We start from the raw sequence: 23,317 nt of genomic DNA on the forward strand, positions 1-23,317 counted from the left end.
TCCGGGAAAGGCGGTCAGATTAGCTTGTTTCATATCGGTGGTAAAAACTATGAAGTGTTGCAGGATCACAAGAACGGGTGGAATCCCGAAGCTTTTCGTGACCGGTATAGTGAAGTGCTGGAGCGCTATGATTATATTATTGGTGATTGGGGTTACAACCAGCTACGTCTAAAGGGTTTTTATCGTGACGGGCATCCCAAAGCCAATAAGGATACATCCATAGCGGTATTGGACGATTACATTAATGAATATTGTAATTTCGGTTGTGCTTATTTTGTGCTGCTTAAGAGCCGCGAAGTGATCAGCAAGATTGAAAACAATGATGAATCCGTTACGCCGGATCATCAACAGTTGGAAGAACCTCAAGCGGAACCAACGGAAACGGTTGAAGCCGGAGAGCCGCAAGAAGTGCTGCAACGCGCAGACGGAGAAGAACGGGAATGGCCGGAGCCACAGCGTGAGTCAAGGGAAGCCGAGGAGCCGCGAGTGGAGCAGCCGCGTGAAGCTCAGGAAATTCAGGAGTTGCAACGACGGGAACCAAGGGAATTCCGTGAAAACCGTCCGTCCAGAGAAGGGCGTGAAGGGAATCGGCAGCGTGAGCCACGGGAAGCACGTGATTCGCGCCCGCCGAGAGAACCGCGTGAGGCGAAGGACGGGCGAATTTCCGGTGAAGGACAGCAAGCCCGGGAACCACGGAAACAGCGCAATCAGCAAGGGAATTTCGATAAAAAGGAATCCCGTGGCCCACGCTATGAGCGTCAACCGAAGGAAAACCGGGAGGGACGGCAAGTCCGCGTCTCACGTGATTCCGGAGGCCAGCGTCAGGCGCAGCCTGCTGCCAAAGTCGAAAGAGCTGAGGGAAGCAAAAAGAATAAAACATTTACAGATCCACAACAAAACGGTTCCTGAATTTCAGGAGCCGTTTTTATTTATGGCAAAAGGATCAACCATGGTTGAGTTGGCCCTATCATACAAAAAAGAGCCAAGATTGGCTCTTTTGCATGTACTAGTGCTTTTCGGTTCTATGTGTATTCCAAAGTGCTTGTCTAATTAAGAAAAGCAATGCGTACCCGATCCCAAAATGGGAAGGGACGATAACGAGCGAAGCTAATTTTGTGACTGGAAACCTGACAGCGAACGGAAATCAAATCATCCACAGGGAAGTTCAGATGATCTACCGTCAACAGAAGACGCTGATCTTTTCTCGAAAAAATATCACAATGATGGTGCTTGGGCAGCAACAATGGCGATCCAAGTGTCCGATACACCCGGTTGTTAATGGAAGCGATCTCGGTTAATTGCAACGCTTCAATGGTGGGGTGAACCATAGCTCCGCCGAGTGCTTTGTTATAGGCAGTCGTACCTGAAGGGGTAGAAACGCATATTCCGTCTCCACGGAACATTTCGAACGTGACATCGTTAATATCCACTTGTGCAACGACCGTGCCATCGACCCCTTTTAACGTAAATTCATTCAACGCAATAAAAGAAGCATTTCCCGACTTCTTGTGAATCTCCAGCTCGATCAATGGATACTTGACGATTCTCGGTTTAAGGGGTCCCTCAGATCCGCTTTGGCTCATCAGGTGGATTAGCTCCTCCAGCTCGTCCGCACGCCAATCGGCATAAAAGCCCAGATGACCGGTATGTACACCAACAAAGGCTATATCCGAAAGTCGATCGATGAAGGTATGAAACGCATGAAGCATAGTACCGTCGCCTCCAATTGACACGACGATTTCCGGCGATTCGGCATCCAGCTTGAAATTCTTTTCTTGGGCAAGACGGTGAAACTGCTGACTCAAGTCCATGGAGTGCTGATCCCCGCGATCCAGAACATAATATCTCAAGATGAAAAGCTCCTTTGTCATGGGTATATACCGATCATAATCAATTATGAGCAAGAACACAATCGTTCATTGCCTGGACGCTCCCCTTAGATGTGCGAATAAGCGGCTTGTGCCTGCAGTCAACCAAGAGAGACAGAGCATGGCTATCAGCAGGCAAGTGAGGAATAGCAGGCTTTGCCACAACACAGTGGATGAGAAGCCGGGAGACCAGGTGATATCGTGTATCGGAGAAAAGACTGGCGAGCTTCCCTGTCCCATGAGCGGACGCCATAGCACGAGAGCCAGCAGAGCAGAGATGATGCCGTGCGCAGCGCGGGCTAGCAAAAAAGGCAGATACCGGAGATTCGTTGTATTCAAAATACTCGCGACCTGCGCATGAACCGATAGTCCGCCCCAGGAGAGAACAAAGGCTGCTGCGGCTACCTTGAACGGCAAAGCAGCTCCTGTGGCTTCACCAGCAGCTTGTGCCCCTAAAGTGACTTCGAAGATACCGCCTACAATGGAATCTGTTAACGTAGGAGGAAGGCCGCAGGCGGACAATAAGCTTGCTGTAAGCAGGCGAAGCCCGCTCATTAAACCGGAGTTCGTTAAAGCTTCCAGAATGACGCAGAAGAATACAACCAGTCCTCCTACGACAATAATAAGACGGAGGGAGGAAGCAATAGCTTGACGCAGCAACTCGCCAAATGGACGGCCATCTTCCAGGCGCGCTGTATGCATGGCATATATCGCTTGGCGCAGTCGTCCGCGTTGCTGCACAGAGGACGTGTCTGACTTGGCATTTGGAATGACAGTGAGGGATGTTGGTGTAGGCTGCCCGGTGTGGCCGCCTGCTTCGGTTGCAGCAGACTGGGGACGCTTGTCGTGAGTATCAGCGTTCCCCGAATGGGAGCCGTGGAAGCGCATGAGCAGGCCGATGATCAGCACGCCACCATAATGGGCAGCACCCAGCACGACTGCAATTTCAGGCTGATGAAAGAACCCGACGGAAACGGCACCGATCAGGAATATCGGATCAGAAGAGGTTGTAAAGGCGACCAGCCGTTCTCCTTCGATGCGAGTGATCCATTTTTGCTCCCACAGCTTGGCCGTTAATTTGGCTCCAATCGGGTAGCCTGATGCACAACTGACAGCGGCGACAAAGCCTCCACAACCGGGTACACGGAACAAAGGCTGCATGAGCGGGTCCAGCAGCGCACCTATAAAATGGACGATGCCAAAACCGAGCAGCAGCTCGGAAATAACGAAAAACGGGAATAAGGACGGGAACAGCACGTCCCACCAAATGGCCAGACCACGAAGTCCAGCATTTAGAGAAGATTGCGGGTGCGCCGCCATAAGTATAAATAGGAATATCAGCATAAGAATGAGAAAAGGGAGTAAGTAACGGCGGTACAGCGGCATAGAGGCCCCTCCTTTGGAGTTCTACTACTATTCCTATGACGAGGATGGACAAAGAGTACCAAAAAAACAAGAAAGCGTTTGCATGAAATGCTGTATTTTTGTAAAGATTATGTTAAAATTAAAAAAACAACGATCCATAACCTTAAGGATGGAGTGATCAGGATGAGCATCGTTGCCGGTCTACTCGTGTGTGCTTTTGTGTATGTCATTCGTGCCTCTCTCGTCCATCCCGGTGAAGAGGATTGGCGGAGTTATTAGCTGTATTTGTAGAATGGCAGGCTGTTTGCAAGTCGTGCAAGCCTGTCCTCATACGTGAAATGATGAAATGACGCTTATTCTTAGCGTCATTTTTTGTTTTTTGTTATAATACGGGTGTATATTTATTACCATAGCACAGAAAGTTGGGGGAAAAGTGAATCCTAGCCTGAGCATTTATGACAATCTTGGGGGTGCGGGGGGTGTTCGTGCTATTATTGAGGCCTTCTACCCGAGAGTTTATAAAGATCCGTTGTTAAGTCCGCTGTTTCCTGAAGACATAGAGTCGGTGAAGGAAAGACAGTATATGTTCCTGAGCCAGTTTTTTGGCGGACCGTCCCTGTTTTCAGATGCTTATGGTCATCCGATGTTACGTGCCCGACATATGAAGTTTCCCGTAACGGAAGAAAGAGCTGAGGCGTGGCTGTCCTGTATGGCGAGTGCGTTAACGGATGCAGGCATTGAGGAGCCGCTTCGTTCATTTATACTTAATCGTTTGTCCGGTCCTGCGCATCATTTTGTAAATACCCCGTAAGCTTGCGGGGATTGCCGAATTTTGGAGAGGGTTGTAAAAACATTGGAACTTGAACCGTTATATCAGATTAAAATCTCTTGTCCGCTTTGTGAAGAAGAATTTCAGACATCTCGTGTCAGACCGAGCCTAAAGAAGGCAATTCGTACGGATTCAGACTTCTGCGCGTATTACAAGAATGAAAATCCTGATTTTTATGTCGTACGGGTTTGTCCTCATTGCGGATTTACCTCGACAGAGCATTCTACCGTTCAGTTAAGCGATCAGCAGAACAAGCTGTTTAAGGACAAAATTGGTAATCGGTGGCAATCCCGCGAATATGACGGACATCGCAACTGGGAAGAGGCGTTGGAAACGTATAAGCTGGGTTTACTGTGTGCGCAGGTCATCGGGGAAAAGGAACGGGTGATAGCCAGCCTGTTGCAGCATATCGCGTGGATGTACCGATACCAGGGGAATGAGGAGCAGGAGCTTCGGTTTCTCAAGTTTAGTCTGGACTCCTATATTCGGGTCTATGAGCTGGAGGGTGTCGGGGCGAATAACGCCAAGCTTCTCTATCTGATTGGAGAACTGCATCGACGTACAGGCAACTTTAACGAAGCGGTACGCTGGTTTTCACGTGTCATTAATGACAAGAAGATTGTGGATGCGGCTATGATCAGGGCTTCCCGTGAACAATGGGCTGTATTGAGAGAACAAATGCTGGCTAAGGATATTCAACTGCCGGAGGAAATGCAGGACGCAAGCTCCTCCTGATAAAAAAAGGTGTGCACTATGGCCGATTCAGGCTCATGGTTCACACCTTGTTTATAAAAAAGGTTACCTTTCTCAACACTGCCTCATGAATTAATGATGGCGCAGGGTGGTATCTGACAGCAGATAATCGTTGTCACAATCCACCAAAGTAATCCTGCTGTGGCAGCATGGAAACACAAGCAGCTTTTTCATACCTTCATGTATGAGCTTAAGCTCTTTGGGCTTTAGGGGTAGCAGGACGTTCTCATGGTCGCAAAACGGACAATATTGTACATAAACGTCTCCCATGACAATGTCATAAGGCCAGGTTTTGTGAAAAGGTATCATGATTTGTCCGATTCACCGCCGTTCGGGTCAGCGGTTTCTTCTTTGGCCAGTTCGGCCAGCTTTTGCATCAGAATATGCTGGGGTGTATGCATGAGATGTTCCAGCGGAATGCCGAGCTTTTCGGATAATTTCACAGCCGTTTCCGGCGAAATTTGTAAAGGTCTCATCCTGTATTCCTCCCAATTGTAGTGATTTTACCATCACGATGTAGCTTTATTGTATATGAAACCACATGATTCGCCAAAAAGAAAGGTGGAACTGCTATGAAAACACCATTGAAGCAAACATGGGATTTGGAATCCATATTTAGTGGGGGGTCTTCCTCTCCCTCATTTAAAGCATTTTTGGAGGAACTGGAGGGCAAGGTTCAACAATTGCAGTCCCAGCTTAAATCAGCCAAAGTACCGCAAACGGTATTGGATACCGAGCGTCTGGATAGTGTGCTGAATGCTATACAGGAGCTGTTTAACGGAGCATCGCAAGCCGGTTCTTTTGTTTCCTGTCTAACTGCTCAAAACCAGCATGACAAGCAGGCTGTTGAACTGGGCGCACGCATAAATACGCTGTATGCACAGGGGAAAGGTACTTTGGTATCCTTCCAAAACTTGCTGGCACAAACGAGTGAAGACATTTGGCAGAAGTGGATGGACCGGGAAGCGATTAAGCCGATCTCTTTTGTCCTGAATGAATACCGGAACGAAGCTCGTGAGAAAATGGCACCTGAGCTGGAAAGTCTCGCATTGGATTTGGCTGTGGACGGCTACCACGGTTGGGGGGATTTTTATGACACGATTGTCAAAAATATGACGATCCCTGTTCCTGAGAATGGAGAAATCGTAAATCTGTCCGTAGGGCAGGCTGCCAACAAGCTGGATGAACCAGATCGTAGTGTGCGTCAAGAAGTGTTCACACGTTGGGAAGAAGCATGGACCAAGGTGGAGGACTATTGTGCGGACACGCTGAACCATCTGGCTGGCTTTCGCCTCAAGCTGTATGAAAACCGGGGCTGGACGGATGTTCTCAAGGAGCCGCTGGAAATCAGCCGCATGTCGGCACAGACACTGGATACGATGTGGCAGGTCATTAACGAAACGAAGCCTGTACTGGTTAAATATCTGGAGCGGAAGGCGAAGCTACTGGGCTTGGAGAAACTGTCTTGGCATGACGTTGAAGCCCCGCTGGGAACGTCTACTACTAAAATCCCATACGACGATGCAGCCGTCACCATTGTTGAGCAATTCGGTAAATTCAGTCCAAGAATGGCTGATTTTGCTCAAATGGCTTTTGAGAAAAGCTGGATCGAAGCAGAGGATCGTCCAGGGAAACGTCCTGGTGGATTCTGTACTTCCCTACGTCTTAGCAAAGAGACCCGTATTTTCATGACCTATGCCGGATCGCCTTCCAACGTTTCGACACTGGCCCATGAGCTTGGACACGGTTATCATCAGCATGTGATGAATGAAATGCATCCATTGAATCAAAATTATGCGATGAATGTAGCCGAGACGGCTTCCACGCTGGCAGAACTAATTGTATCGGATGCTTTGCTGGAGGCTGCCGAGGGTCAGGAGAAGGTAGCATTGCTGGAGGATAAAATTCAGCGCGGCGTAGCCTTTTTCATGAATATCCATGCCCGCTTCCTGTTTGAAACCCGTTTTTACGAGCTGCGGAAAAAAGGGGTCGTAGGAGCACATCAACTGGGCGAATTGATGGAACAAGCACAGCGTGAAGCGTTCAGCGGTGTTTTGGATGAGGCTCACCCTCATTTTTGGGCCTCCAAGCTGCATTTCTATATTACGAACACTCCATTCTACAACTTCCCATATACATTTGGGTACATGTTCAGTGCCGGGATTTACGCTTTTGCGAAGAAAAATGCCGACGGCTTTGCCGATCAATATGATGCTTTGTTGCGTGATACAGGTCGCATGACGGTGGAAGAGTTGGCCTCCAAGCATCTGGGAACCGATTTAACACAGGCAGACTTCTGGCGTAATGCCGCGCAAGTCACCATTCAGGATATTGAGCAATTTTTGCAAATGACGGAATAACGTATATACTCCAAATCAGGTCTCCCACGAAGGAGGCCTTTTTTGCAATTCTTGCAGAAGATGAGGAATAAAGTCGTAATGTGTCGAAAAAGCGTTGGTATTACCTGTTGGCGAAATTTAAATTGATGGATATACTTAGAAATTAGTTATAAATGCCCATTTATGTTGTTTATGATTGTAACGTTAAAAAGTTTCGCATATAATTGAGCCATAAGACCTATTAATGGTTTTGAAACAGGTATATAGGGGGATTTTTGTAATGGATGAAGTAGGTCAATTGTCGTTAGCAAGGCAGATGGATATCGTTTTTAAAGAGCTGGATGATGAACTGGCGGGTTTGTCGTCAGGAACTGTATTTGTACAAATACGTAACAACGTGGTTGGGAAATTTGGTATCCGTCATAATCCGATTGCAGGTAAAGGAGGTACATTTGGAGCGGTGGAGCCGGGACTGTCTGTAGATCATCGGGCGGACTTCCGTCGTATGGCGCTGGATACACTAAATCACAAGCGGAGTTGGACTCATGGCGAAATTGCTTTCGATTTTGCCGTCAGACAGGGAACCATTCTGGTGGATGCTACGCTGGAATCGAACTATAACATGGCGAATCTCATGATCCGTTATAACAAGCCTACATACCGAGCGGCTAAATCGGAATAATCATCCATAGAAAAGGGTAAAGAAAGGGCGGCCTTCCTGGGGAAGACCGCCTTTGTTATATGCCCGCCCTACCGCATTTTGGTTAAATGCGATGAACGGAATGCAACATGTGGAATAATGACGCTTATTGACCTGAACGTCCTGATAATTGCTGTTCGGCCAGCTGTACCAAGCGTTTAGTGATATAACCTCCCAGAGAACCAGCCTCACGGGATGGCATGTCACCATAATAACCGTCTGCCGGAATGGTGATACCCAGTTCTTGTGCTGCTTCATATTTCAATTGTTGCAGTGCGTTGGTGGCTTGAGGTACGACCAGGTTGTTACTGCGGCGTCCTCTGCCTTGATTAGCTCCATTAGCCATGTGTAGTCACCTCCTTCGGCTGTGATGAGGTTATTATGCGACAGAGTTATGAAAATATGCGCCGAAGGAAGGAAAATGAATAGAGGGAAATTACGGATATATCATATGAATCTGAGTTTTCAGGTTAATGGATTGCTGAGGCTCCAGACGAATCAGTCCGCCTGTCCCCACAGGATCGTGTAAATTGGGTGCATCAGACAGCCAGGTATAAGGCTCAATGCAAAGATACTGATCGCATTCACCCTTTGTATACAACACCCAATACTTAAAGTATTGTTCATCCGCCGTGTAGCGAATCTGATAACCGTCATCACGGGTCAACAGGGCCTCAGCAGGTCCTTCTGATGCTCGCAGCAGCGTATCCAGATTCGTTCCTTTCAGGGAAAGTCCCGTAGAGAGCGGCTCCAAGTCATTCAAAGGGGTAATTGTACCTGTTGGGAGCTGTTCAGCGTCTTGCTCATATACCCCGTTCACAGGCAGCTTCAGGTGCCAGCGTTCAGGCTCTCCGTCCACCATAAACCAGGTGTGATATCCCAAGCCGAACGGGGCTGCTTTGTCACCCAGATTCGTTACACGCAGCGTTTGACTCAATACGGGTCCCTGCAAGCGGTAAGTCATCTCCAGACGCAGAGGAATAGGAAACTGCTCGATCCAGTGCGGATCACTTTCCGTCAACAGCTCGGTGGTCACGCTGCAACCTTCCTCATCTTCTTCAATATCACTGCAACGCCAGGATTGATTACGATGCAGCCCATGTATATGATTGTCGTTGGCCGTATTCCGATCAAACTGATAGGGAACACCGTCAAACTCGAATTGTCCTTTGCGGATTCGGCCGGGAGGGATCAGAATCGGCAAGCCAAAATGATACGGCTTTTGCAAGTAAAAGGCCAGTTCTTCCTCGCCAGGACGCCGTAAGATATCCCGATCCAGCTTCAGATCACGCACCGAGATAATATTATTCCCGAGACGGGGGATCATTGTAACTTCCAGCTCAGGGCTATGTAAAACATACGTGTCGTAACCATTCCAATGTTCTTTGGTCACTTGTTTCATATCCATGCTCCTTTGTCCACTATAATCGGTTGAAGCTTCGTGTCATTATGATAACAGATTTTCGACCGCAGGGCACAATCGACATTTGACAATAACAGGATGCGGAATTATCATAAATGTAGTTTACAATGTAATGACATGGATAACGCGATGATAAGGACAAGTAAGCCTACGCATACGCTCTTCAGAAAGCCGGTGGTAGATGCGAACCGGTGAGCCTGCACTGCTGAATGGACCTTGGAGTGCCGCACAGAACAGGAAGCATTCTTCCTCAGTATGACGGCCGATTGCTCCCCGTTAACGGAGCCATAAGATTGCAGGCAGCCACGGAGCATGACTCCGACAAGTAACAGGCTGAAGGCAATGAATAAGGGTGGTACCACGGTCTCGCGTCCCTTGAGGATGCGGGGCCTTTTTGCGTTCAATTATTTAAATAAATTTCAGGAGGAATGATGAATATGAAAACGGTACTTTCAGGCATTCAGCCCAGCGGACAGCTTACTTTAGGCAATTATATTGGTGCAATGAAAAACTTTGTCAAGTTGCAAGAGGATCATCGCTGTTACTTTATGGTTGTAGACCTTCATGCCATTACGGTGCCCCAGGAACCGGCTCAATTACGTGAACAGTCGGAGGCCGTGGCGGCATTATTTATTGCAGCAGGTATTAACCCCGAGCAATCCAACGTCTTTTTACAGTCCCATGTACCTCAGCATGCGGAACTGGGATGGTTGATGACAACCCTGACCAATATGGGAGAGCTGGAACGCATGACCCAGTTCAAGGACAAATCGGAGGGTAAGGACTCAGTAGGTGCGGGATTGTTCGTATATCCAGCGCTGATGGCAGCTGACATTTTGCTTTACAATGCGGATTTGGTTCCTGTAGGTGACGATCAGAAGCAGCATCTGGAGCTGACGCGCGATTTGGCAGGTCGTTTCAATCATCGTTATGGAGATTATTTCACTGTTCCCGAGCCGTATATCCCTGAGGTGGGCGCACGAATTATGTCATTGGATGATGCCTCCAAAAAAATGAGCAAAAGCAATCCGAATGCGGGCAGCTATATTGCTCTGCTGGATGAACCGAAAGTCATTCGCAAGAAAATCAGTCGCGCTACCACTGATTCTGGCAGTGAGGTTAAATATGATCCGGCAGGCAAACCGGAGATCAGCAATCTGATGGGAATTTACAGCCAGTGTACGGGTCTGTCGCTTCAGGAAGTGCAGAATCGTTATGAAGGTCAAATGTACGGTACGTTCAAAAAAGAGCTGGCAGAGGCGGTTGTAGCCACCCTGGAGCCTATTCAACAGCGTTATCGTGACATTCGGGAGTCCGGTGAAATTGGACGCATTTTGGCCCAATCCGCAGAGCGGGCGCAAGAAGCGGCTGAAATCACGCTGGCTGCGGTCAAAGAACGTATGGGGTTTCTGCCCCGCAAGCGATAAGAACGCAGGCCAACGCAATCAGGCGTTTGACAGGAATGTGAATGTCTCAGGAGCGACGTTGTTTGGCCTTGATAACAAAGCCCCAGCCGATGTTGCCGACAGAGAGAAGGCCCAGTAAAATGGCAAGCCAAGCAGAATAACTGATGGATATGGCGGCTGCCGTCAGCAGGACAATGGAAGAAACGGCGAACCACAATGATAGACCTTTGCTCATGGGAAAAACCTCCAGCGTTCGAATGTTGAATTTTAGGAATAAGCAGGTGTAAGCGAGCCATAATAATCTTGCAAGCTTGCAATGAACCTCACTCACAAAGAACTGAAAGGAGATTCAAATATGAGCAGACGTCGTTCAAACAACCTGCAAGTACCGCAGGCCAACGCCGCTTTACAACAATTAAAATATGAGGCCGCTCAAGAACTCGGCATCACAATCCCTCAAGACGGTTACTTCGGTAACGTCGTTTCCCGCGAAACAGGCTCTCTCGGGGGATACATCACGAAAAAGCTCGTCCAACAAGCAGAGCAATCCTTGTCGGGCAGTGGCCGTTTGCAGTAATACACATAAACCCTCCATCTTGGAAGCTGTATTATGAGCAACTGTGATGAAGAAAATCCGGAGCAATCATGCTCCGGATTTTTTGCGTGCATGGCTTATGACCATTGTGAATCACACCGGTCCGCTTCGTCAAGAGGGCGCTTTCATGTAGATATTTCATGGAGGGATGGATTTTGCTATGAACGACAAAAAAACAGCAAGCTCCGGGGGTCAGGGGAGACTTGCTGTTTTTTGTCGTTCGCGTTGCTTGCTGATAGGCTTTTTTAATTCGTATGCAGAGAGAGGCGTTTCTGCATCTTTTCATGGCTGAGCCAGCCGATATAGCTGTTGATCAGTCCAAACTGCTTATCCATGGCGACCACGGCCACGAACGGATATTGTCTCCTGTGCCGATACCGGACATCCGCCCAACGAACAATGTAGCCCCATTCCAGCTCTTCCACTTCCGCAACAGCAAAGGAAGAAAAATAGCGGAATGCCTGCACATCACGGTAGGATTTCGATGCTTCTACAGCCGGATGTGTGGACGGAACCGCATGTTTTGTCCAAAAAAGATGATTCCCGTTCAGTCCGCCAATGTCATAACTTCCATTCTGATGAGCTTTTACCACATGCCACCGGTTCCATGAAACCGTGGGAATGATATAATAGATATCGTCCGGTTGGCGCTCGGGGTCCATATCTCGTACCGCGTTTCTGGTACGGAAATGACTCCAGGTACGCCAAATATAGTACAGGCCTGTAATGATGTACAACGTAATAAATAAGGGAGCTGGTAAAACCAGTCCAGTGACCCACAGTAGAATAGCAGCAACATGGGTGCCGAATATAAAGGGATCAAAGATGTGGATAATATTCCATGATATCCACTTGGGCGTAAACGGCCGAAATGCCTGTGTCCCGTACGTATTGAACAAATCTGTAAACACGTGCAGACAGACAGCAATCGTGACCCACAGGGTGACATGACCGACAGGTACATCCCTGAAAATAAGAGCAATTAATCCCGTGATGGACAAGATCCATATCAACCAGAAGGGAATGGAGTGCGACAGTCCACGATGATTGCGGATGTAGGCTGCATTGTTTCTTAATCGCAGCAAGGTGTCAAAATCCGGTGCTTGTGACCCTACGACCGTGGCCAGCAGTATGACTGCCGCCAACTTTGGATCTGCGGCGACAGCAGGATCGGTGTAGGCCAGCCCGGCCAATCCGATCCCCATGACAAAGTGTGTGGCTGTATCCATATTTGTCGCTCCTTTTTGTATTAAATCCTGTACTTATTACTACCCAAATTTACTGTAAACGATCAGCAGGGTCGATTCGTCATCGGAATTGTGAACGTTTTGTGCGTTTTCTGTCAAACTTTTTACGGGTACTATATGATAAAATTTATATCGGAGTTCAACTTACTCCCGAATTCATACATCTCTAAGGGGGAGTTACTCACAATGGATAATATTAGTTATAAGGCTACTTCAGATACGGCTACCTATTCGGTTAAATCCAAACCACCCGGTAAGGCTGGGACATGGAAAGATTTTATAACGGTCACCAAGCCAGGTATTCTGCGCACCAATCTGGTTGCGGCATTTGGCGGTTTTTGGTTGGCTTCACAATGGGACGTTGACTATATAAAGCTGATTCTGACCTTGGTAGGTACAATGCTGGTTATGGCGTCTTCTTGTGTTTTTAACAACTATTTTGATCGTGAACTGGATTTGAAAATGGAGCGTACACGCAATCGCTCACTGCCAACAGGGCGTTTGACTCCCACAACGGTGTTGTCATACGCTATTATTTTGGGTGTTGTCGGGCTGGCTGTTTTGTTCTCTTTCTCTGGTGTCAAGGCAGGATTACTCGGTATACTTGGCATGTTCGTATACGTCGGTATTTACACGCTTTGGCTGAAACGCTCATCCACATGGAGTACATCCATTGGCGGTATTTCGGGCGCAATGCCTCCTGTGATCGGCTATGTGGCCGCTTCGGGTCGTATTGATATGGGCGCATGGCTCTTATTCGCTCTTTTGTTCCTATGGCAGCCGCCTCATTTTTGGGCACTTGCAATCCGCAGGGTCGAAGAATACCGCGCAGCAGGATTTCCGTTGTTGCCTGTTGTGAAAGGCATTCAGCGTACTAAAATTCAAATGATTCCTTATATCGTGCTGCTGATTCCGGTACCGATCCTGATGTATGCTTATGGTTATGCTGGCATGATTTTCATGATTGTTTCTGTGCTACTGTCTGTGCTCTGGGCATTTTATGCCTTTAAAGGTTTTACCATTAAAGAAGAAGAGACGGATTCATGGGCTAAAAAAGTATTTTTCTTTTCCATTAACCATCTGACGCTCAGCTTTCTGCTGATGATCGTGGATACGGTTCATAAGTTCTAAGACCAAGACATTTTCAATAAAATTTGTTACGTGTAACATTTAGCTGTCCATCAGGCATAAAGCGGCCTGGCGGACAGCTTTTTTTGTGAATGGTTTTCATAACTAGGGAACAGGCGGGTATAAAACATATTCTTCCAGTCCTGCTTTTTCCAATTGTGCGATGACATATTCATCTGGAGTACCTTCGACTCCTGCGTATCCTTTGCGAGTATACATATGATGCGCATCTGGAAAAGAGTCGGCAAGCACACCACGTATTTTTTTGCCTGAGCTGTCATTGTCCATAAACAAGTATATTTCGTCATGCTTGACCTGCTTGCGGAGGGATTCCAGTTTTACTGAGTTTAGCGTACCGAAGGTGCATAAGATATGAACCTCGGGATCAAGTAAACGACGAAGTTTACTGCGGTCATTTTTCCCTTCAACGATAACGGTAATCGTCATCTTGCTCACCCCCTGCTTAAAGCCTGTGCTCGAAATTCCCCGGGAAATGAAAGAATATGTGTATAGTGTAGCTCCAAACAGGGTTCTCATGCAAAAAAGCAACAAAACAGCCTGCCAGAAGTGGCAGGCATGGGTACAAGGGCGGCATGTTAGGGCAATTCAGACATTAAATCCAGCAAGTACGGAGAATAATGACGAGCAGAATATAAAGAACCAGAATGGTGCCAGTCGAAGTCCCAAAACCACCACAAGAAACAGGGCTCACAGGATGACAGTGGCTCACGGAATGCACCTCCCTTCATGCATAAATATTCAGTCAAACCAGTCTATGTTGATGAGGGCTTTAGGTACTGTGCATTCGCCTTCTTGTAAGGTACTTTGGGCGTTAAAGGGGGAGCATATCAAGCGATCTAGGAATGATACGGCCCTGAGGCAGACAGCGGCGGTGTCGGGAATAACCGCTGAATGGGAATGAACAGCAAGCCGGTCATTAAAATCAGAAAAGCGATAAAAAAAGGTGAAAAATGAACGGGGAGCTGGCCAGCCAGCACCGGTCCGGCAAAGGAGCCGATAGATGTTGCAATGGATTGCAGTGCAAAGGTTTTGCCCAACCTTTCTCCTCCAAGCCGGATAAAGAGTGAGGCCAAGGCTGGAAACGTAATGCCTTTGGCTGTTCCGAGTATAAAGAGTACGACTCCAATCACGGATTCGGGTAAGGTGGCAAGGGCATAGAAGCTCAGAGACATCAGTATGATGCCGCAAATCAGCCGGATCATCGGTGAATACTTGTTCAGAAAAAGCAGACTAAGTGTGCAAAGCGCTCCCAGACTGATAATGGAAAAGAGCAGTCCCGTGGACATCATGGACGCAGTGCCATTGTTGCGTAACGGGATTTCATAAAATAAAATGCCTTGTGCGCACGCCAAAACAAAAGGCACAAGCAGGTAGCGCCAATTGAATGGTAAAAGCGGCTGCGCCCCGGTCAATGGAGCGGGTGCTACTTGCCCATCAGACAGTTGAGCCTGGAGAGCAGGTGCCTTTTTAGGCAAGGTAAAATAAGCCATCAGTCCTGTGACCACGAGAATGATGCCCAGAGAACGGAAGGTTTCGCTAAACCCAAAGCTGGCTACGATGAACGCGCCTGCCGCTGGAGACAGGACGGAGGCCAGCGTGTGAACGACGCCATGTCCTGACATATATTTGCCCTGCGTAACCGGATGATCGGATAGCTGCGCGAGCATAGTCATGCAAGCAGGGGACAAAAAGGCCAGCACAAAGCCGCTGATGGCACGAAGAAAAAGCAGCTCCCATGGCGTATGAATGTATGCCTGAATGATCAGGATGATCCCTGCGGCTGTCAGGCTGAACATAATATATCGGCGGCTGCCGTGTTTATCTACTCTTGGCCCCGCCATTAAGTTACCGGGCAGATGAGTCAGGGAGTATATGCCCAGCATCCAGCCGATAAAGGTGGGCGCTGCGCCCAGAGAGATGGCGAATGGTGTCAGAATAGGATATTGTGCATGCAGATCAAAAAAAGCGATGAACAAAAACAGATACAGCCAGAGGGCTGTTTTCAAGTGGATGACCCCCTTTCCTTAAATGGACTTTCTATGCTGCTATGTGGCATTAGCTCTTTCTAAGTTGTACGCTGGAGTGGACGAACATAGACCCTTTTTGTGCGGACAAGGGGCAGAAAAGAGCTAAGCTGACAGGGAGTTATGTAATCATGTATAATTACAGAGACGATTTTACAATTCAAAAGATGCAGTTGAAAACGGGAGTGTAGTGAAATGGATAAGAGCGTCTGGACAGAGTTTTTAAAACAAAATTGGCAGATCGTTCAGGATAACTGGCTGTATATATTAATCGGGCTTGTCCTATTGCTTGTCATATTGAAGGTTGTGAGAACCCTTGTTAAATGGCTGATTGTCATAGTGGTGGTTGTAGGCCTGCTGATCTACAGCGGTATTTCCTTTGATCAGGTCGGTAAGGTGGTTACCCAAGCGAAGGATGATGCGATTAACAAGTTTCAGAGCGAGGCCCTGAACATGATGATCAAGGAAGGACGGGATGCGAAATACACCTCTAACGGAGACGGTACATTTTCGGTAACCAGCTCCAATCTGGAGGTAAAAGGTCCGTTCGATGGCGATAAGGTCAAGGTATGGTTTCAGGGCATGCCGCTGGGCGAGTGGAGCATGAGCGACACCGTCAAGAAATATATCGAAAGTGCGAAAGACTCGACTGTAACACAACAGTCGCCGCAGTCGCCGTAAAGACAGGGGGAGCATGATGAAACCATCCTGGCTGGAGTCTGTCCTTCATTGGAATGGCGTGACGGTGTTTTTGATCGCTATCGTTCTTTTGTCGTTAATACAGGGCTGGCGGCGAGGAGCTTCCAGATCTGTAGGTGCGCTGTTTAGTCTCATCGTGGACGGCATACTCACTGTGGCGGGTATTTTGTGTTCGCTTGGGTTAGCTATGTGGCTTTCACCGAAGGTGCAGCAATGGCTGGCAACATATATGGAGCACTTGCCGCAGCGAGGACTAAGCGGGATCGAGCAATTTTATTATACGCTTGTGGCAGGTTTAGAGGGTTTTCCGCTACTGCGGTTTGCCGTATTATTTATGCTCAGTTATGCGATCGCTCAATTTGTACTGCGTGCGATTTATGTACTGGTAGTAGGTGGCAGGTCGGATTCCCCTGTTCGTGAGCAGCAAAAAAAATCAGGCTTTTTCAGCAGGATGGCCGGGGCCGGGATTGGTACGGTGATCGGCGGAGCACGCGCCATCATGGTGATAGCCTTGTTATTCATAGGTGTAAGCTTATACCCGGACAGCGGATTCAGCAGCTATGTGCAGGCTTCACCGATTTATAAGCAGGGAGCGCAATCGGTCATTGAACCGTTATCCGGTACTCTGATTAAGGATAAGCTGCCCGTATTTACGCAGGCCGTTACCAAGGAATTAAACGGCATCATGCAGCGTAAATACGAAATAATCGACCGTGAGATTCCGAACGATATCAATCAAGCTGCGGCTAAGATAACACAGGGGGCTAGCGGTGACGAGCAAAAGGCCAAAGCGCTGTATGAGTGGGTAGGCACCCGCATCAGCTATGATTACGGTAAAGTAGAAGCCTATGAACAGCGTGGCGACTGGCATGAGCAGACTCCCAGAGACACGTTTGAAACACGTAAGGGAGTTTGCATCGATTATGCCCGTCTATATGCAATGATGGCCCGATCTCAGGGACTTCAGGTCAAGGTGGTGACCGGACTGGGATACAACGGACAGGGGGGCTATGGTTCACATGCCTGGAATGAAGTTTATTTGAGCGGGCAAAATCAGTGGGTACCGTTAGACCCGACCTGGGCACAGAGTGGAGACTGGTTTAATCCGCCTGGTTTTGCCCAGACACATATCAAGGATAAAGTGATTTAAAAAGGAGTGGAAAAGGGCACATGAGAAAGATGGACAACGAGCAAGGAAAAGACAACGAGACGTCCGACCGAAAAAGATTTAGCTTCCGGATCAATCTGTTCTTTTTCAGCTCGTTCATTATATTTACGGTCATTATTGTAAGACTGGCGATACTTCAATTTGTGGAGGGCCCTCAGTTTAAGCAGCAGGAGGCCAGTAATGTTACCAAAAATGTACCGCTTACGCCGATTCGCGGAACAATTTATGATTCAACCGGTCAGAACAGACTGGCGTATTCTACACCTGTACAATCGCTGTATATCACGCTCTCCAAGAATTATAGTGATAGCGTGGAAAAAAAGCGTAATCCAGATAAAAAGCTGTTGCCTGAGCTGGAAAAGATGACACAAAAGCTGGCAAATCGATTTGCTCAATATGGCAATAAAGATGAGCCGAAATTGACGGCAGAGCAAATTATGGACGCTATGGACCGGAACTATCAGCGATTTAGCGGTTTTACGCCGCGTCTGATCAAAACGAATCTTAGTAAAGATGAAGTTGCCTATTTTATGCAGCATAAAAGTGAGTTTCCAGGCGTAGATGTCGTTGAAGAAACGGTACGTCATTACGATCCTGATACAGTAGCTGTTCAAACGGTCGGTTATATTAAAAGTTATAAAAGTGCGCGTGAAAACCTGGATAAATATAAAGACATTCAAAAATCCATGTCAGCGGAAAATGATCCGGGACTCATCTATATGGATAACGAATCTGTTGGCTTTGATGGATTGGAATTTCAATATCAGGAGCAGTTACGAGGGAAAAATGGCTACAAAACGGTCCCGATTGATCCTCGCAACATGCCGGAGGGTGTAGATTCCGTTACTCCTCCGCAAAAGGGAAACAACATTTATTCCACCATTAACAAAGAGATTCAGGTTAAAGCAGAAAACGCCATTATGGATCAATTGAGATGGTTGCATTCCCATGCTGTATCTGGCAAGACTCATCCTTATGCCAAAACAGGCTTTGCTGTAGCCATGGAAGTGGATACAGGGAATGTAGTCGCGATGGCCAGTATGCCGGATTATGATGCGAACTATTGGCAAACCGGAAATATATCATCTGATAATTATAAGAAAATACAAAATGTATATTTGAATGGTACTATTCGCTCCTTCGGCTCCGGTCAATCGGGTCAACATCCAGAGTCAGTTGTACTGCTCGGTTCCACCATCAAACCGCTATCTGTGTTGGTGGGCTTAGAGGAAGGTCTATTCAGTACTTCTTCCTATTACCAGGATACCGGAGCGGCTTATTTTGGACGTAATAATTCGTCACGGGTTCAGAACTCTTCAGGACATGTGTATGGCGGGCTGGACCCGGCATCTGCCATTCGACATTCTTCGAATGCATTCATGGTCGACATGGTAGGCAAAAGACTATACAACAAATACATTAATAATGCCAAGGAAGATCAAGGTGTGAATGTATGGGATCGTTACATGAAGGAGTTTGGACTAGGCGTGTCTACGGGGGTAGATTTGCCAATGGAATATCCTGGGTTAAGAGAGTATGGACCTAGAAGCAAGGAGTCGTCACTGTCCAAGTTGGCGTATGCTTCTTTTGGTCAGCAAGGGAAGTATACAGCACTCCAGCTTGCACAATATACAGTGGTGTTGGCTACCAAGGGCAAACGGATGGAGCCGCATTTGGTCAGCCAAATTAAAGATACCAACGGCAATGTTGTCCAAACGATTAAACCGAAGGTGCTGAATGAAGTGAAATTCCCGGATGCTTACTGGAATGAAGTCATACGCGGGATGGCTACAGATGTCAGCGCATTTAGTGGTTTCCCGTATGACTATGCACGTAAAACGGGGACATCACAGCAAAGCGTAGGCGGAACACTGAAGGATAACGGGGTATTTATCGCCTTTGCGCCACGCAAGAATCCCAAGCTTGCTGTAGCGGTTGTCATTCCGGAAGGTGGCTTTGGGGCCTGGAGCGCTGGACCTGTGGCACGCAAAATCTTTGACGCCTATGATGAGGTGTATGGTTTGGACGGAGTGCCTAAGAAAAAGGATGCTACAGCATCCGATTCCAATGCAGTCAAACAGCCATAATAATGTACTACGTAGCATTTCAAAAAAAGCTTTTCTTGGCCTTTGTGCTGAGAGGAGCTTTTTTTTATGATCTTTATACGTTTTCTTACAAAATTGTCACCATCAAATTCATCGTTATGTACGCCTATTATGGTAGGATCAGGGATATGATAACCCCGGTGAAAGGAGAATGACCTGCTAATATGGACAGAGGAAGTTTGGATAAGAAGTTTTCATTCAAAAAGAAAAGCTATGAAGAAAATGAGGAGACACAAAAAAAGCGGACGGTTTATCGGACCAATCTTCTTTTTTTCAGTGTTTTTGTGTTATTTGCTATTATCATTACCAGACTGGCGGTCTTACAGTTTGTGCAATCGGCAGAGCTGAAGGAGCAGCAGCAGTCTGTAAATACGAAAAATGTTCCGTTAGCCCCGAGTCGTGGCACGATTTATGATGCAACAGGTCTCGTCAAGCTGGCGTATTCAACTCCGGTACAGTCGCTGTATGTGACCTTACCCAAAGATTATAGCAAACTTGCAGAAAAAGACCGTAAGCCGGGAAAAAAGCTGCTTCCTGAGTTTAATGCTTTTGCTGAAAAGCTTGCTGCCAAGCTGAATGAGTTAGGGAGTACAGAGGGCGAGCAGCTTGATGTGGAGAAAATTAAGGAACGGCTGGACAAGGACTATACTCAATACAGGGGCTTTACTCCGCGCCTGGTCAAATCCGACCTGAATCAGGACGAAATTGCTTATTTTCTGGAGCATCGTCAGGAGTTTCCTGGAATTGAGATTGTAGAAGAAAGTGTACGCCATTATGACCCGGATCGGGTGGCGGTACAAACGATTGGATATATGTATAAGTTCAAAGGAGCGCGGACCAATCGCCCAAAATACAAGGAGGTATATCAAGCCAATTCGGAGGTCCTAAGACCCGAACAGGTTTACTCGGAAAGTGAGACCGTCGGATATGATGGCTTGGAACTTCAGTATCAGAATGAGCTGAGAGGGAAAAACGGCTATAAAACCGTAGAGGTAAATCCGCGTAGCATGCCGGAAGGCATTGAATCCATTACTCCGCCGGAAAAGGGATACCATCTGTATTCCACCATCAACAAGGAAATTCAGCAAAAGACGGAACAAGCGATTGTGGACCAGCTTCGTTGGCTTCATACCTATCCGGTATCGGGTAAACTCCACGGCGATGCCACCACTGGCTTCGCTGTAGCGATGGAGGTCGAGACAGGGAATGTCGTAGCGATGGCAAGTATGCCGGATTATGACTCCAATGTATGGAAGACGGGAAGTACATCCCCTTCGGTATATAACGAAATTCAGCATAAAATGGGGAACGGAACGATTAAATCTGTCCCTAGCGGAAAAGCGGGTCCGCACCCGGAATCCTCAGTGCTGCTGGGTTCAACCATTAAACCCCTAACTGTGCTGATCGGGTTGAAGGAAAACTTATTTTCTCCCGGACAAACTTATCTGGATACGGGGAGCGCGTACTATGGTAAAAATCGTTCCAGCCGGGTTGGTAATTCGAGTGGCCACGTGTATGGTCCTCTTACCCCCAGCAGGGCAATTGAAGTCTCATCGAATACTTTCATGGTGGATATGATCGGCAAGCCGCTATATGCCAAATATGGAAGTAATGCAGGGGTGCATCAGGGAATTGATGTATGGGACAAGTATATGAAGGAATTTGGATTAGGCGTACCGACTGAAGTCGATCTGCCGGGCGAGTGGGCAGGCAGACTTGAGTATACGAGCAAGCATGAAAGTGCGCTGACACGCTTGGTACAGGCATCCTTTGGTCAACAGGGGAAATATACGACGATGCAGCTTGCCCAGTATACGACCGTGCTGGCAACGAAAGGCAAGCGTATGCAGCCGCATTTGGCCAGTAAAATTGTGGATGATCAAGGCAACCTCGTGCGTGAGTTCAAGCCCAAGGTGCTGAATGAGGTTGCTTTTTCAGATACGTACTGGAATACGGTGATTCGCGGTATGGCTACGGATGTTAAAGCATTTAACGGGTTTCCGTATGATTATGCCCGTAAAACGGGGACTTCCCAGCAGGTAGTGGGACGTGCGGTTAAAGATAACGGGGTGTTCATTGCTTTTGCTCCGCGTCAAAATCCGAAGCTGGCCGTCGCGGTCATTATTCCTGAAGGGGGCTTTGGCGCGACGAGCGCTGGACCTGTGGCGCGTAAAATATTTGACGCATATGACGAGGTTTACGGGCTGGATGGTATCCCTAAAAAGCGGCAGACCGCAAAGTGAGGACTTGAATTCTTTTGTGGGCTACTCTTTTTCATGGTAAAATGTCGTTGGACATAAGGGACATACAGGAGGAAGAGAACCCATGGGAGAAAACCAATATAAATACAAACTGCTTGCGCTCGATATGGATGGAACTTTATTGAACGACAATCAGGAAATTACGCTGGAAACGATCAACTGGATTAACAAGGCGATACAAGAAGGGATTCACGTGTGCTTGTCTACCGGACGAGCAGCGATGCATGCCTTGCCCTACGGGCAGCAGCTCGGCCTGGATACACCTATGGTGACGGTAAACGGCAGCGAGGTATGGAAATCCCCTCATGAGCTGTGGCGCCGTTATTTGCTTGATAAGGAGCTAGTTCGGAAAATGCACCAGATTGCTGTAGAAACAGATTCCTGGTTCTGGGCTTACTCGACGGAGGAATTATATAATAGAGATCGTTGGCCGGATACATTGGATACACAGGAATGGCTCAAATTCGGTTATAATACGGAAAATGACGAAATTCGGAATCAAATTTTGCTCAAGCTTCAGGACATGGGTGGACTTGAAATTTCCAACTCTTCCATGACGAATCTGGAAATCAACCCGGCTGGCATATCGAAAGCCAGTGGGATTGCAGAAGTATGCGATTTGCTCGGGATTACAATGGAGCAGGTAGTTGCAGTAGGTGACAGTCTGAATGATTTGGCTGTAATTCAAGCCGTTGGACTGGGTGTTGCGATGGGCAACGCACAGGATACGCTAAAAGAAGCGGCCGATCTGGTCGTAGCTTCGAATAATGAAGACGGCATCGTAGAAGTTATCCGTGATTATGTACTTGTCTAGGAAAACGAATATTAAAACATCTGGGATTGGACGAGAAGGAGGGAGCCAATGGACATTGTAGGCTGGATTATTATCGTTGCGCTGTTCATTGTTGGCATGGCCGGGGCAGTATATCCCGTATTGCCAGGGGCGCTCGCCATCTATTTTGCATTTTTTGTGTACGGCTGGTTTTTCTCGTTTGCTCCATATAATGTATGGTTTTGGATCATACAGACACTAATAGTAGTTGCACTATTTGTTGCAGATTATGCCGTCACTGCGTGGGGGGTCAAACGATTTGGCGGCTCGCGTCTGTCCACGATCCTTAGTACCATCGGGATTATTATTGGCCCTTTTGTTATTCCGGCGTTTGGTCTGATTTTAGGGCCTTTTATTGGCGCTGTGCTGGGTGAACTAATTAGCAAGGCCCCGCTGGATCGAGCGATTAAAGTGGGCTTTGGTTCTGTATTAGGGCTGTTTACCAGCACCGTGATGAAAGTAATTTTACAGCTTGTCATGATTCTTGTATTCTTGATTTGGGTGTTTTAGCTTAACATCCTATGTTTGTGATTTGCAGAGACGGAATCGACATG

25 protein-coding genes are annotated in these 23,317 nt (G+C 47.5%); 14 read left to right on the top strand and 11 right to left on the bottom strand.

The annotated features are described in order from the left end of the window. Window positions 1–24 precede the first annotated feature (24 nt). Complete coding sequence (locus ACWXW9_RS16270) at window positions 25–909, top strand: YutD family protein (RefSeq protein ID WP_494930246.1); 885 nt, start codon at window positions 25–27, stop codon at window positions 907–909. Between the two features lie 137 nt (window positions 910–1,046). Here ACWXW9_RS16270 and ACWXW9_RS16275 read toward each other — a convergent pair whose 3' ends face one another. Then, the gene (locus ACWXW9_RS16275) at window positions 1,047–1,850 is read right to left on the bottom strand and encodes an NAD kinase (RefSeq protein ID WP_134912782.1); all 804 of its coding nucleotides are present in this window, start codon (window positions 1,848–1,850) and stop codon (window positions 1,047–1,049) included. Window positions 1,851–1,916: 66 nt separating this feature from the next. Continuing rightward, window positions 1,917–3,254 (bottom strand): sporulation integral membrane protein YlbJ, encoded by a 1,338-nt coding sequence (gene ylbJ / locus ACWXW9_RS16280; protein WP_494930247.1) that lies wholly within the window; start codon window positions 3,252–3,254, stop codon window positions 1,917–1,919. Window positions 3,255–3,666: 412 nt separating this feature from the next. Between ylbJ and ACWXW9_RS16285 the strand changes: the two genes are divergently transcribed. Continuing rightward, window positions 3,667–4,044, top strand: coding sequence for a globin domain-containing protein (locus ACWXW9_RS16285; RefSeq protein ID WP_494930248.1), 378 nt, complete (start codon window positions 3,667–3,669; stop codon window positions 4,042–4,044). A gap of 42 nt (window positions 4,045–4,086) precedes the next feature. After that, window positions 4,087–4,797, top strand: coding sequence for a DUF2225 domain-containing protein (locus tag ACWXW9_RS16290; protein ID WP_494930335.1), 711 nt, complete (start codon window positions 4,087–4,089; stop codon window positions 4,795–4,797). A gap of 90 nt (window positions 4,798–4,887) precedes the next feature. Here the strand turns inward: ACWXW9_RS16290 and ACWXW9_RS16295 are convergent, their stop codons facing one another. Together ACWXW9_RS16295 and ACWXW9_RS16300 are read right to left on the bottom strand one after the other, a co-directional pair. Next, window positions 4,888–5,124, bottom strand: a complete 237-nt coding sequence (locus ACWXW9_RS16295; protein WP_082067120.1) for a hypothetical protein — start codon at window positions 5,122–5,124, stop codon at window positions 4,888–4,890. Further along, the gene (locus ACWXW9_RS16300) at window positions 5,121–5,291 is read right to left on the bottom strand and encodes a YycC family protein (RefSeq protein WP_014277894.1); all 171 of its coding nucleotides are present in this window, start codon (window positions 5,289–5,291) and stop codon (window positions 5,121–5,123) included. Before ACWXW9_RS16300 ends, ACWXW9_RS16295 begins: the two co-directional genes overlap by 4 nt. A gap of 96 nt (window positions 5,292–5,387) precedes the next feature. On the opposite strand from ACWXW9_RS16300, the gene ACWXW9_RS16305 reads away from it, so the two are divergent. Together ACWXW9_RS16305 and ACWXW9_RS16310 are read left to right on the top strand one after the other, a co-directional pair. Beyond that, window positions 5,388–7,175 carry a M3 family oligoendopeptidase gene (locus tag ACWXW9_RS16305; protein WP_494930249.1) on the top strand — a complete coding sequence of 596 codons (1,788 nt, stop codon included), beginning with the start codon at window positions 5,388–5,390 and terminating at the stop codon, window positions 7,173–7,175. Between the two features lie 259 nt (window positions 7,176–7,434). After that, entirely contained in the window at window positions 7,435–7,836 is a 402-nt protein-coding gene (locus ACWXW9_RS16310) for an O-methyltransferase (RefSeq protein WP_044645424.1), read from the top strand. A 124-nt stretch (window positions 7,837–7,960) separates the two neighbouring features. Here the strand turns inward: ACWXW9_RS16310 and ACWXW9_RS16315 are convergent, their stop codons facing one another. Both ACWXW9_RS16315 and ACWXW9_RS16320 read right to left on the bottom strand, forming a co-directional pair. Then, entirely contained in the window at window positions 7,961–8,200 is a 240-nt protein-coding gene (locus ACWXW9_RS16315) for an alpha/beta-type small acid-soluble spore protein (RefSeq protein ID WP_044645425.1), read from the bottom strand. A 90-nt stretch (window positions 8,201–8,290) separates the two neighbouring features. Beyond that, on the bottom strand, window positions 8,291–9,256 hold the full coding sequence (locus ACWXW9_RS16320; RefSeq protein WP_494930250.1) for an aldose 1-epimerase: 966 nt from the start codon (window positions 9,254–9,256) through the stop codon (window positions 8,291–8,293). A gap of 458 nt (window positions 9,257–9,714) precedes the next feature. On the opposite strand from ACWXW9_RS16320, the gene trpS reads away from it, so the two are divergent. After that, window positions 9,715–10,704 carry a tryptophan--tRNA ligase gene (trpS, locus tag ACWXW9_RS16325; protein ID WP_134912797.1) on the top strand — a complete coding sequence of 330 codons (990 nt, stop codon included), beginning with the start codon at window positions 9,715–9,717 and terminating at the stop codon, window positions 10,702–10,704. Window positions 10,705–10,750: 46 nt separating this feature from the next. Here trpS and ACWXW9_RS16330 read toward each other — a convergent pair whose 3' ends face one another. Then, complete coding sequence (locus ACWXW9_RS16330; RefSeq protein WP_014277888.1) at window positions 10,751–10,918, bottom strand: hypothetical protein; 168 nt, start codon at window positions 10,916–10,918, stop codon at window positions 10,751–10,753. 120 nt (window positions 10,919–11,038) lie between these two features. Between ACWXW9_RS16330 and ACWXW9_RS16335 the strand changes: the two genes are divergently transcribed. Then, complete coding sequence (locus ACWXW9_RS16335; protein WP_134912799.1) at window positions 11,039–11,260, top strand: alpha/beta-type small acid-soluble spore protein; 222 nt, start codon at window positions 11,039–11,041, stop codon at window positions 11,258–11,260. A gap of 263 nt (window positions 11,261–11,523) precedes the next feature. Here the strand turns inward: ACWXW9_RS16335 and ACWXW9_RS16340 are convergent, their stop codons facing one another. Next, the gene (locus ACWXW9_RS16340) at window positions 11,524–12,507 is read right to left on the bottom strand and encodes a metal-dependent hydrolase (protein ID WP_494930251.1); all 984 of its coding nucleotides are present in this window, start codon (window positions 12,505–12,507) and stop codon (window positions 11,524–11,526) included. Window positions 12,508–12,711: 204 nt separating this feature from the next. On the opposite strand from ACWXW9_RS16340, the gene cyoE reads away from it, so the two are divergent. Beyond that, window positions 12,712–13,656 (top strand): heme o synthase, encoded by a 945-nt coding sequence (gene cyoE / locus ACWXW9_RS16345; RefSeq protein WP_149094658.1) that lies wholly within the window; start codon window positions 12,712–12,714, stop codon window positions 13,654–13,656. A 102-nt stretch (window positions 13,657–13,758) separates the two neighbouring features. Here the strand turns inward: cyoE and ACWXW9_RS16350 are convergent, their stop codons facing one another. The 3 genes from ACWXW9_RS16350 to ACWXW9_RS16360 all read right to left on the bottom strand — a co-directional run bounded on the left by ACWXW9_RS16350 (window position 13,759) and on the right by ACWXW9_RS16360 (window position 15,680). After that, on the bottom strand, window positions 13,759–14,100 hold the full coding sequence (locus tag ACWXW9_RS16350) for a toprim domain-containing protein (RefSeq protein WP_494930252.1): 342 nt from the start codon (window positions 14,098–14,100) through the stop codon (window positions 13,759–13,761). A 166-nt stretch (window positions 14,101–14,266) separates the two neighbouring features. Next, a complete protein-coding gene (locus ACWXW9_RS16355) occupies window positions 14,267–14,365 on the bottom strand; it encodes a sporulation protein YjcZ (RefSeq protein ID WP_494930336.1) in 99 nt (32 codons plus the stop codon). Between the two features lie 145 nt (window positions 14,366–14,510). Further along, window positions 14,511–15,680, bottom strand: coding sequence for an MFS transporter (locus tag ACWXW9_RS16360; RefSeq protein WP_494930253.1), 1,170 nt, complete (start codon window positions 15,678–15,680; stop codon window positions 14,511–14,513). A gap of 213 nt (window positions 15,681–15,893) precedes the next feature. On the opposite strand from ACWXW9_RS16360, the gene ACWXW9_RS16365 reads away from it, so the two are divergent. The 6 genes from ACWXW9_RS16365 to ACWXW9_RS16390 all read left to right on the top strand — a co-directional run bounded on the left by ACWXW9_RS16365 (window position 15,894) and on the right by ACWXW9_RS16390 (window position 23,273). After that, window positions 15,894–16,379 (top strand): hypothetical protein, encoded by a 486-nt coding sequence (locus ACWXW9_RS16365; RefSeq protein WP_476126070.1) that lies wholly within the window; start codon window positions 15,894–15,896, stop codon window positions 16,377–16,379. Window positions 16,380–16,395: 16 nt separating this feature from the next. Beyond that, on the top strand, window positions 16,396–17,547 hold the full coding sequence (locus tag ACWXW9_RS16370) for a transglutaminase domain-containing protein (RefSeq protein ID WP_494930337.1): 1,152 nt from the start codon (window positions 16,396–16,398) through the stop codon (window positions 17,545–17,547). 20 nt (window positions 17,548–17,567) lie between these two features. Further along, complete coding sequence (locus ACWXW9_RS16375) at window positions 17,568–19,652, top strand: peptidoglycan D,D-transpeptidase FtsI family protein (RefSeq protein WP_494930254.1); 2,085 nt, start codon at window positions 17,568–17,570, stop codon at window positions 19,650–19,652. A gap of 182 nt (window positions 19,653–19,834) precedes the next feature. Next, window positions 19,835–21,913: a peptidoglycan D,D-transpeptidase FtsI family protein gene (locus tag ACWXW9_RS16380; RefSeq protein ID WP_494930255.1), complete on the top strand. Its 2,079-nt coding sequence runs from the start codon at window positions 19,835–19,837 to the stop codon at window positions 21,911–21,913. A gap of 82 nt (window positions 21,914–21,995) precedes the next feature. After that, window positions 21,996–22,745, top strand: coding sequence for a Cof-type HAD-IIB family hydrolase (locus ACWXW9_RS16385; RefSeq protein ID WP_452510380.1), 750 nt, complete (start codon window positions 21,996–21,998; stop codon window positions 22,743–22,745). 48 nt (window positions 22,746–22,793) lie between these two features. Next, window positions 22,794–23,273, top strand: a complete 480-nt coding sequence (locus ACWXW9_RS16390; RefSeq protein WP_025684726.1) for a DUF456 domain-containing protein — start codon at window positions 22,794–22,796, stop codon at window positions 23,271–23,273. Window positions 23,274–23,317 lie beyond the last annotated feature (44 nt).

The sequence above is a fragment of the Paenibacillus sp. LT-B23 genome (genome assembly GCF_059417685.1).

Coding starts and splice junctions, on each gene's coding strand:
- ACWXW9_RS16390 (WP_025684726.1), top strand. CDS start 22,794: ATGGACATTGTAGGCTGGATTATTATCGTTGCGCTGTTCATTGTTGGC.
- ACWXW9_RS16320 (WP_494930250.1), bottom strand. CDS start 9,256: ATGAAACAAGTGACCAAAGAACATTGGAATGGTTACGACACGTATGTT.
- cyoE (WP_149094658.1), top strand. CDS start 12,712: ATGGATAATATTAGTTATAAGGCTACTTCAGATACGGCTACCTATTCG.
- ACWXW9_RS16375 (WP_494930254.1), top strand. CDS start 17,568: ATGAGAAAGATGGACAACGAGCAAGGAAAAGACAACGAGACGTCCGAC.
- ACWXW9_RS16370 (WP_494930337.1), top strand. CDS start 16,396: ATGAAACCATCCTGGCTGGAGTCTGTCCTTCATTGGAATGGCGTGACG.
- trpS (WP_134912797.1), top strand. CDS start 9,715: ATGAAAACGGTACTTTCAGGCATTCAGCCCAGCGGACAGCTTACTTTA.
- ACWXW9_RS16305 (WP_494930249.1), top strand. CDS start 5,388: ATGAAAACACCATTGAAGCAAACATGGGATTTGGAATCCATATTTAGT.
- ACWXW9_RS16310 (WP_044645424.1), top strand. CDS start 7,435: ATGGATGAAGTAGGTCAATTGTCGTTAGCAAGGCAGATGGATATCGTT.
- ylbJ (WP_494930247.1), bottom strand. CDS start 3,254: ATGCCGCTGTACCGCCGTTACTTACTCCCTTTTCTCATTCTTATGCTG.
- ACWXW9_RS16300 (WP_014277894.1), bottom strand. CDS start 5,291: ATGAGACCTTTACAAATTTCGCCGGAAACGGCTGTGAAATTATCCGAA.
- ACWXW9_RS16330 (WP_014277888.1), bottom strand. CDS start 10,918: ATGAGCAAAGGTCTATCATTGTGGTTCGCCGTTTCTTCCATTGTCCTG.
- ACWXW9_RS16380 (WP_494930255.1), top strand. CDS start 19,835: ATGGACAGAGGAAGTTTGGATAAGAAGTTTTCATTCAAAAAGAAAAGC.
- ACWXW9_RS16335 (WP_134912799.1), top strand. CDS start 11,039: ATGAGCAGACGTCGTTCAAACAACCTGCAAGTACCGCAGGCCAACGCC.
- ACWXW9_RS16385 (WP_452510380.1), top strand. CDS start 21,996: ATGGGAGAAAACCAATATAAATACAAACTGCTTGCGCTCGATATGGAT.
- ACWXW9_RS16365 (WP_476126070.1), top strand. CDS start 15,894: ATGGATAAGAGCGTCTGGACAGAGTTTTTAAAACAAAATTGGCAGATC.
- ACWXW9_RS16340 (WP_494930251.1), bottom strand. CDS start 12,507: ATGGATACAGCCACACACTTTGTCATGGGGATCGGATTGGCCGGGCTG.
- ACWXW9_RS16295 (WP_082067120.1), bottom strand. CDS start 5,124: ATGATACCTTTTCACAAAACCTGGCCTTATGACATTGTCATGGGAGAC.
- ACWXW9_RS16315 (WP_044645425.1), bottom strand. CDS start 8,200: ATGGCTAATGGAGCTAATCAAGGCAGAGGACGCCGCAGTAACAACCTG.
- ACWXW9_RS16350 (WP_494930252.1), bottom strand. CDS start 14,100: ATGACGATTACCGTTATCGTTGAAGGGAAAAATGACCGCAGTAAACTT.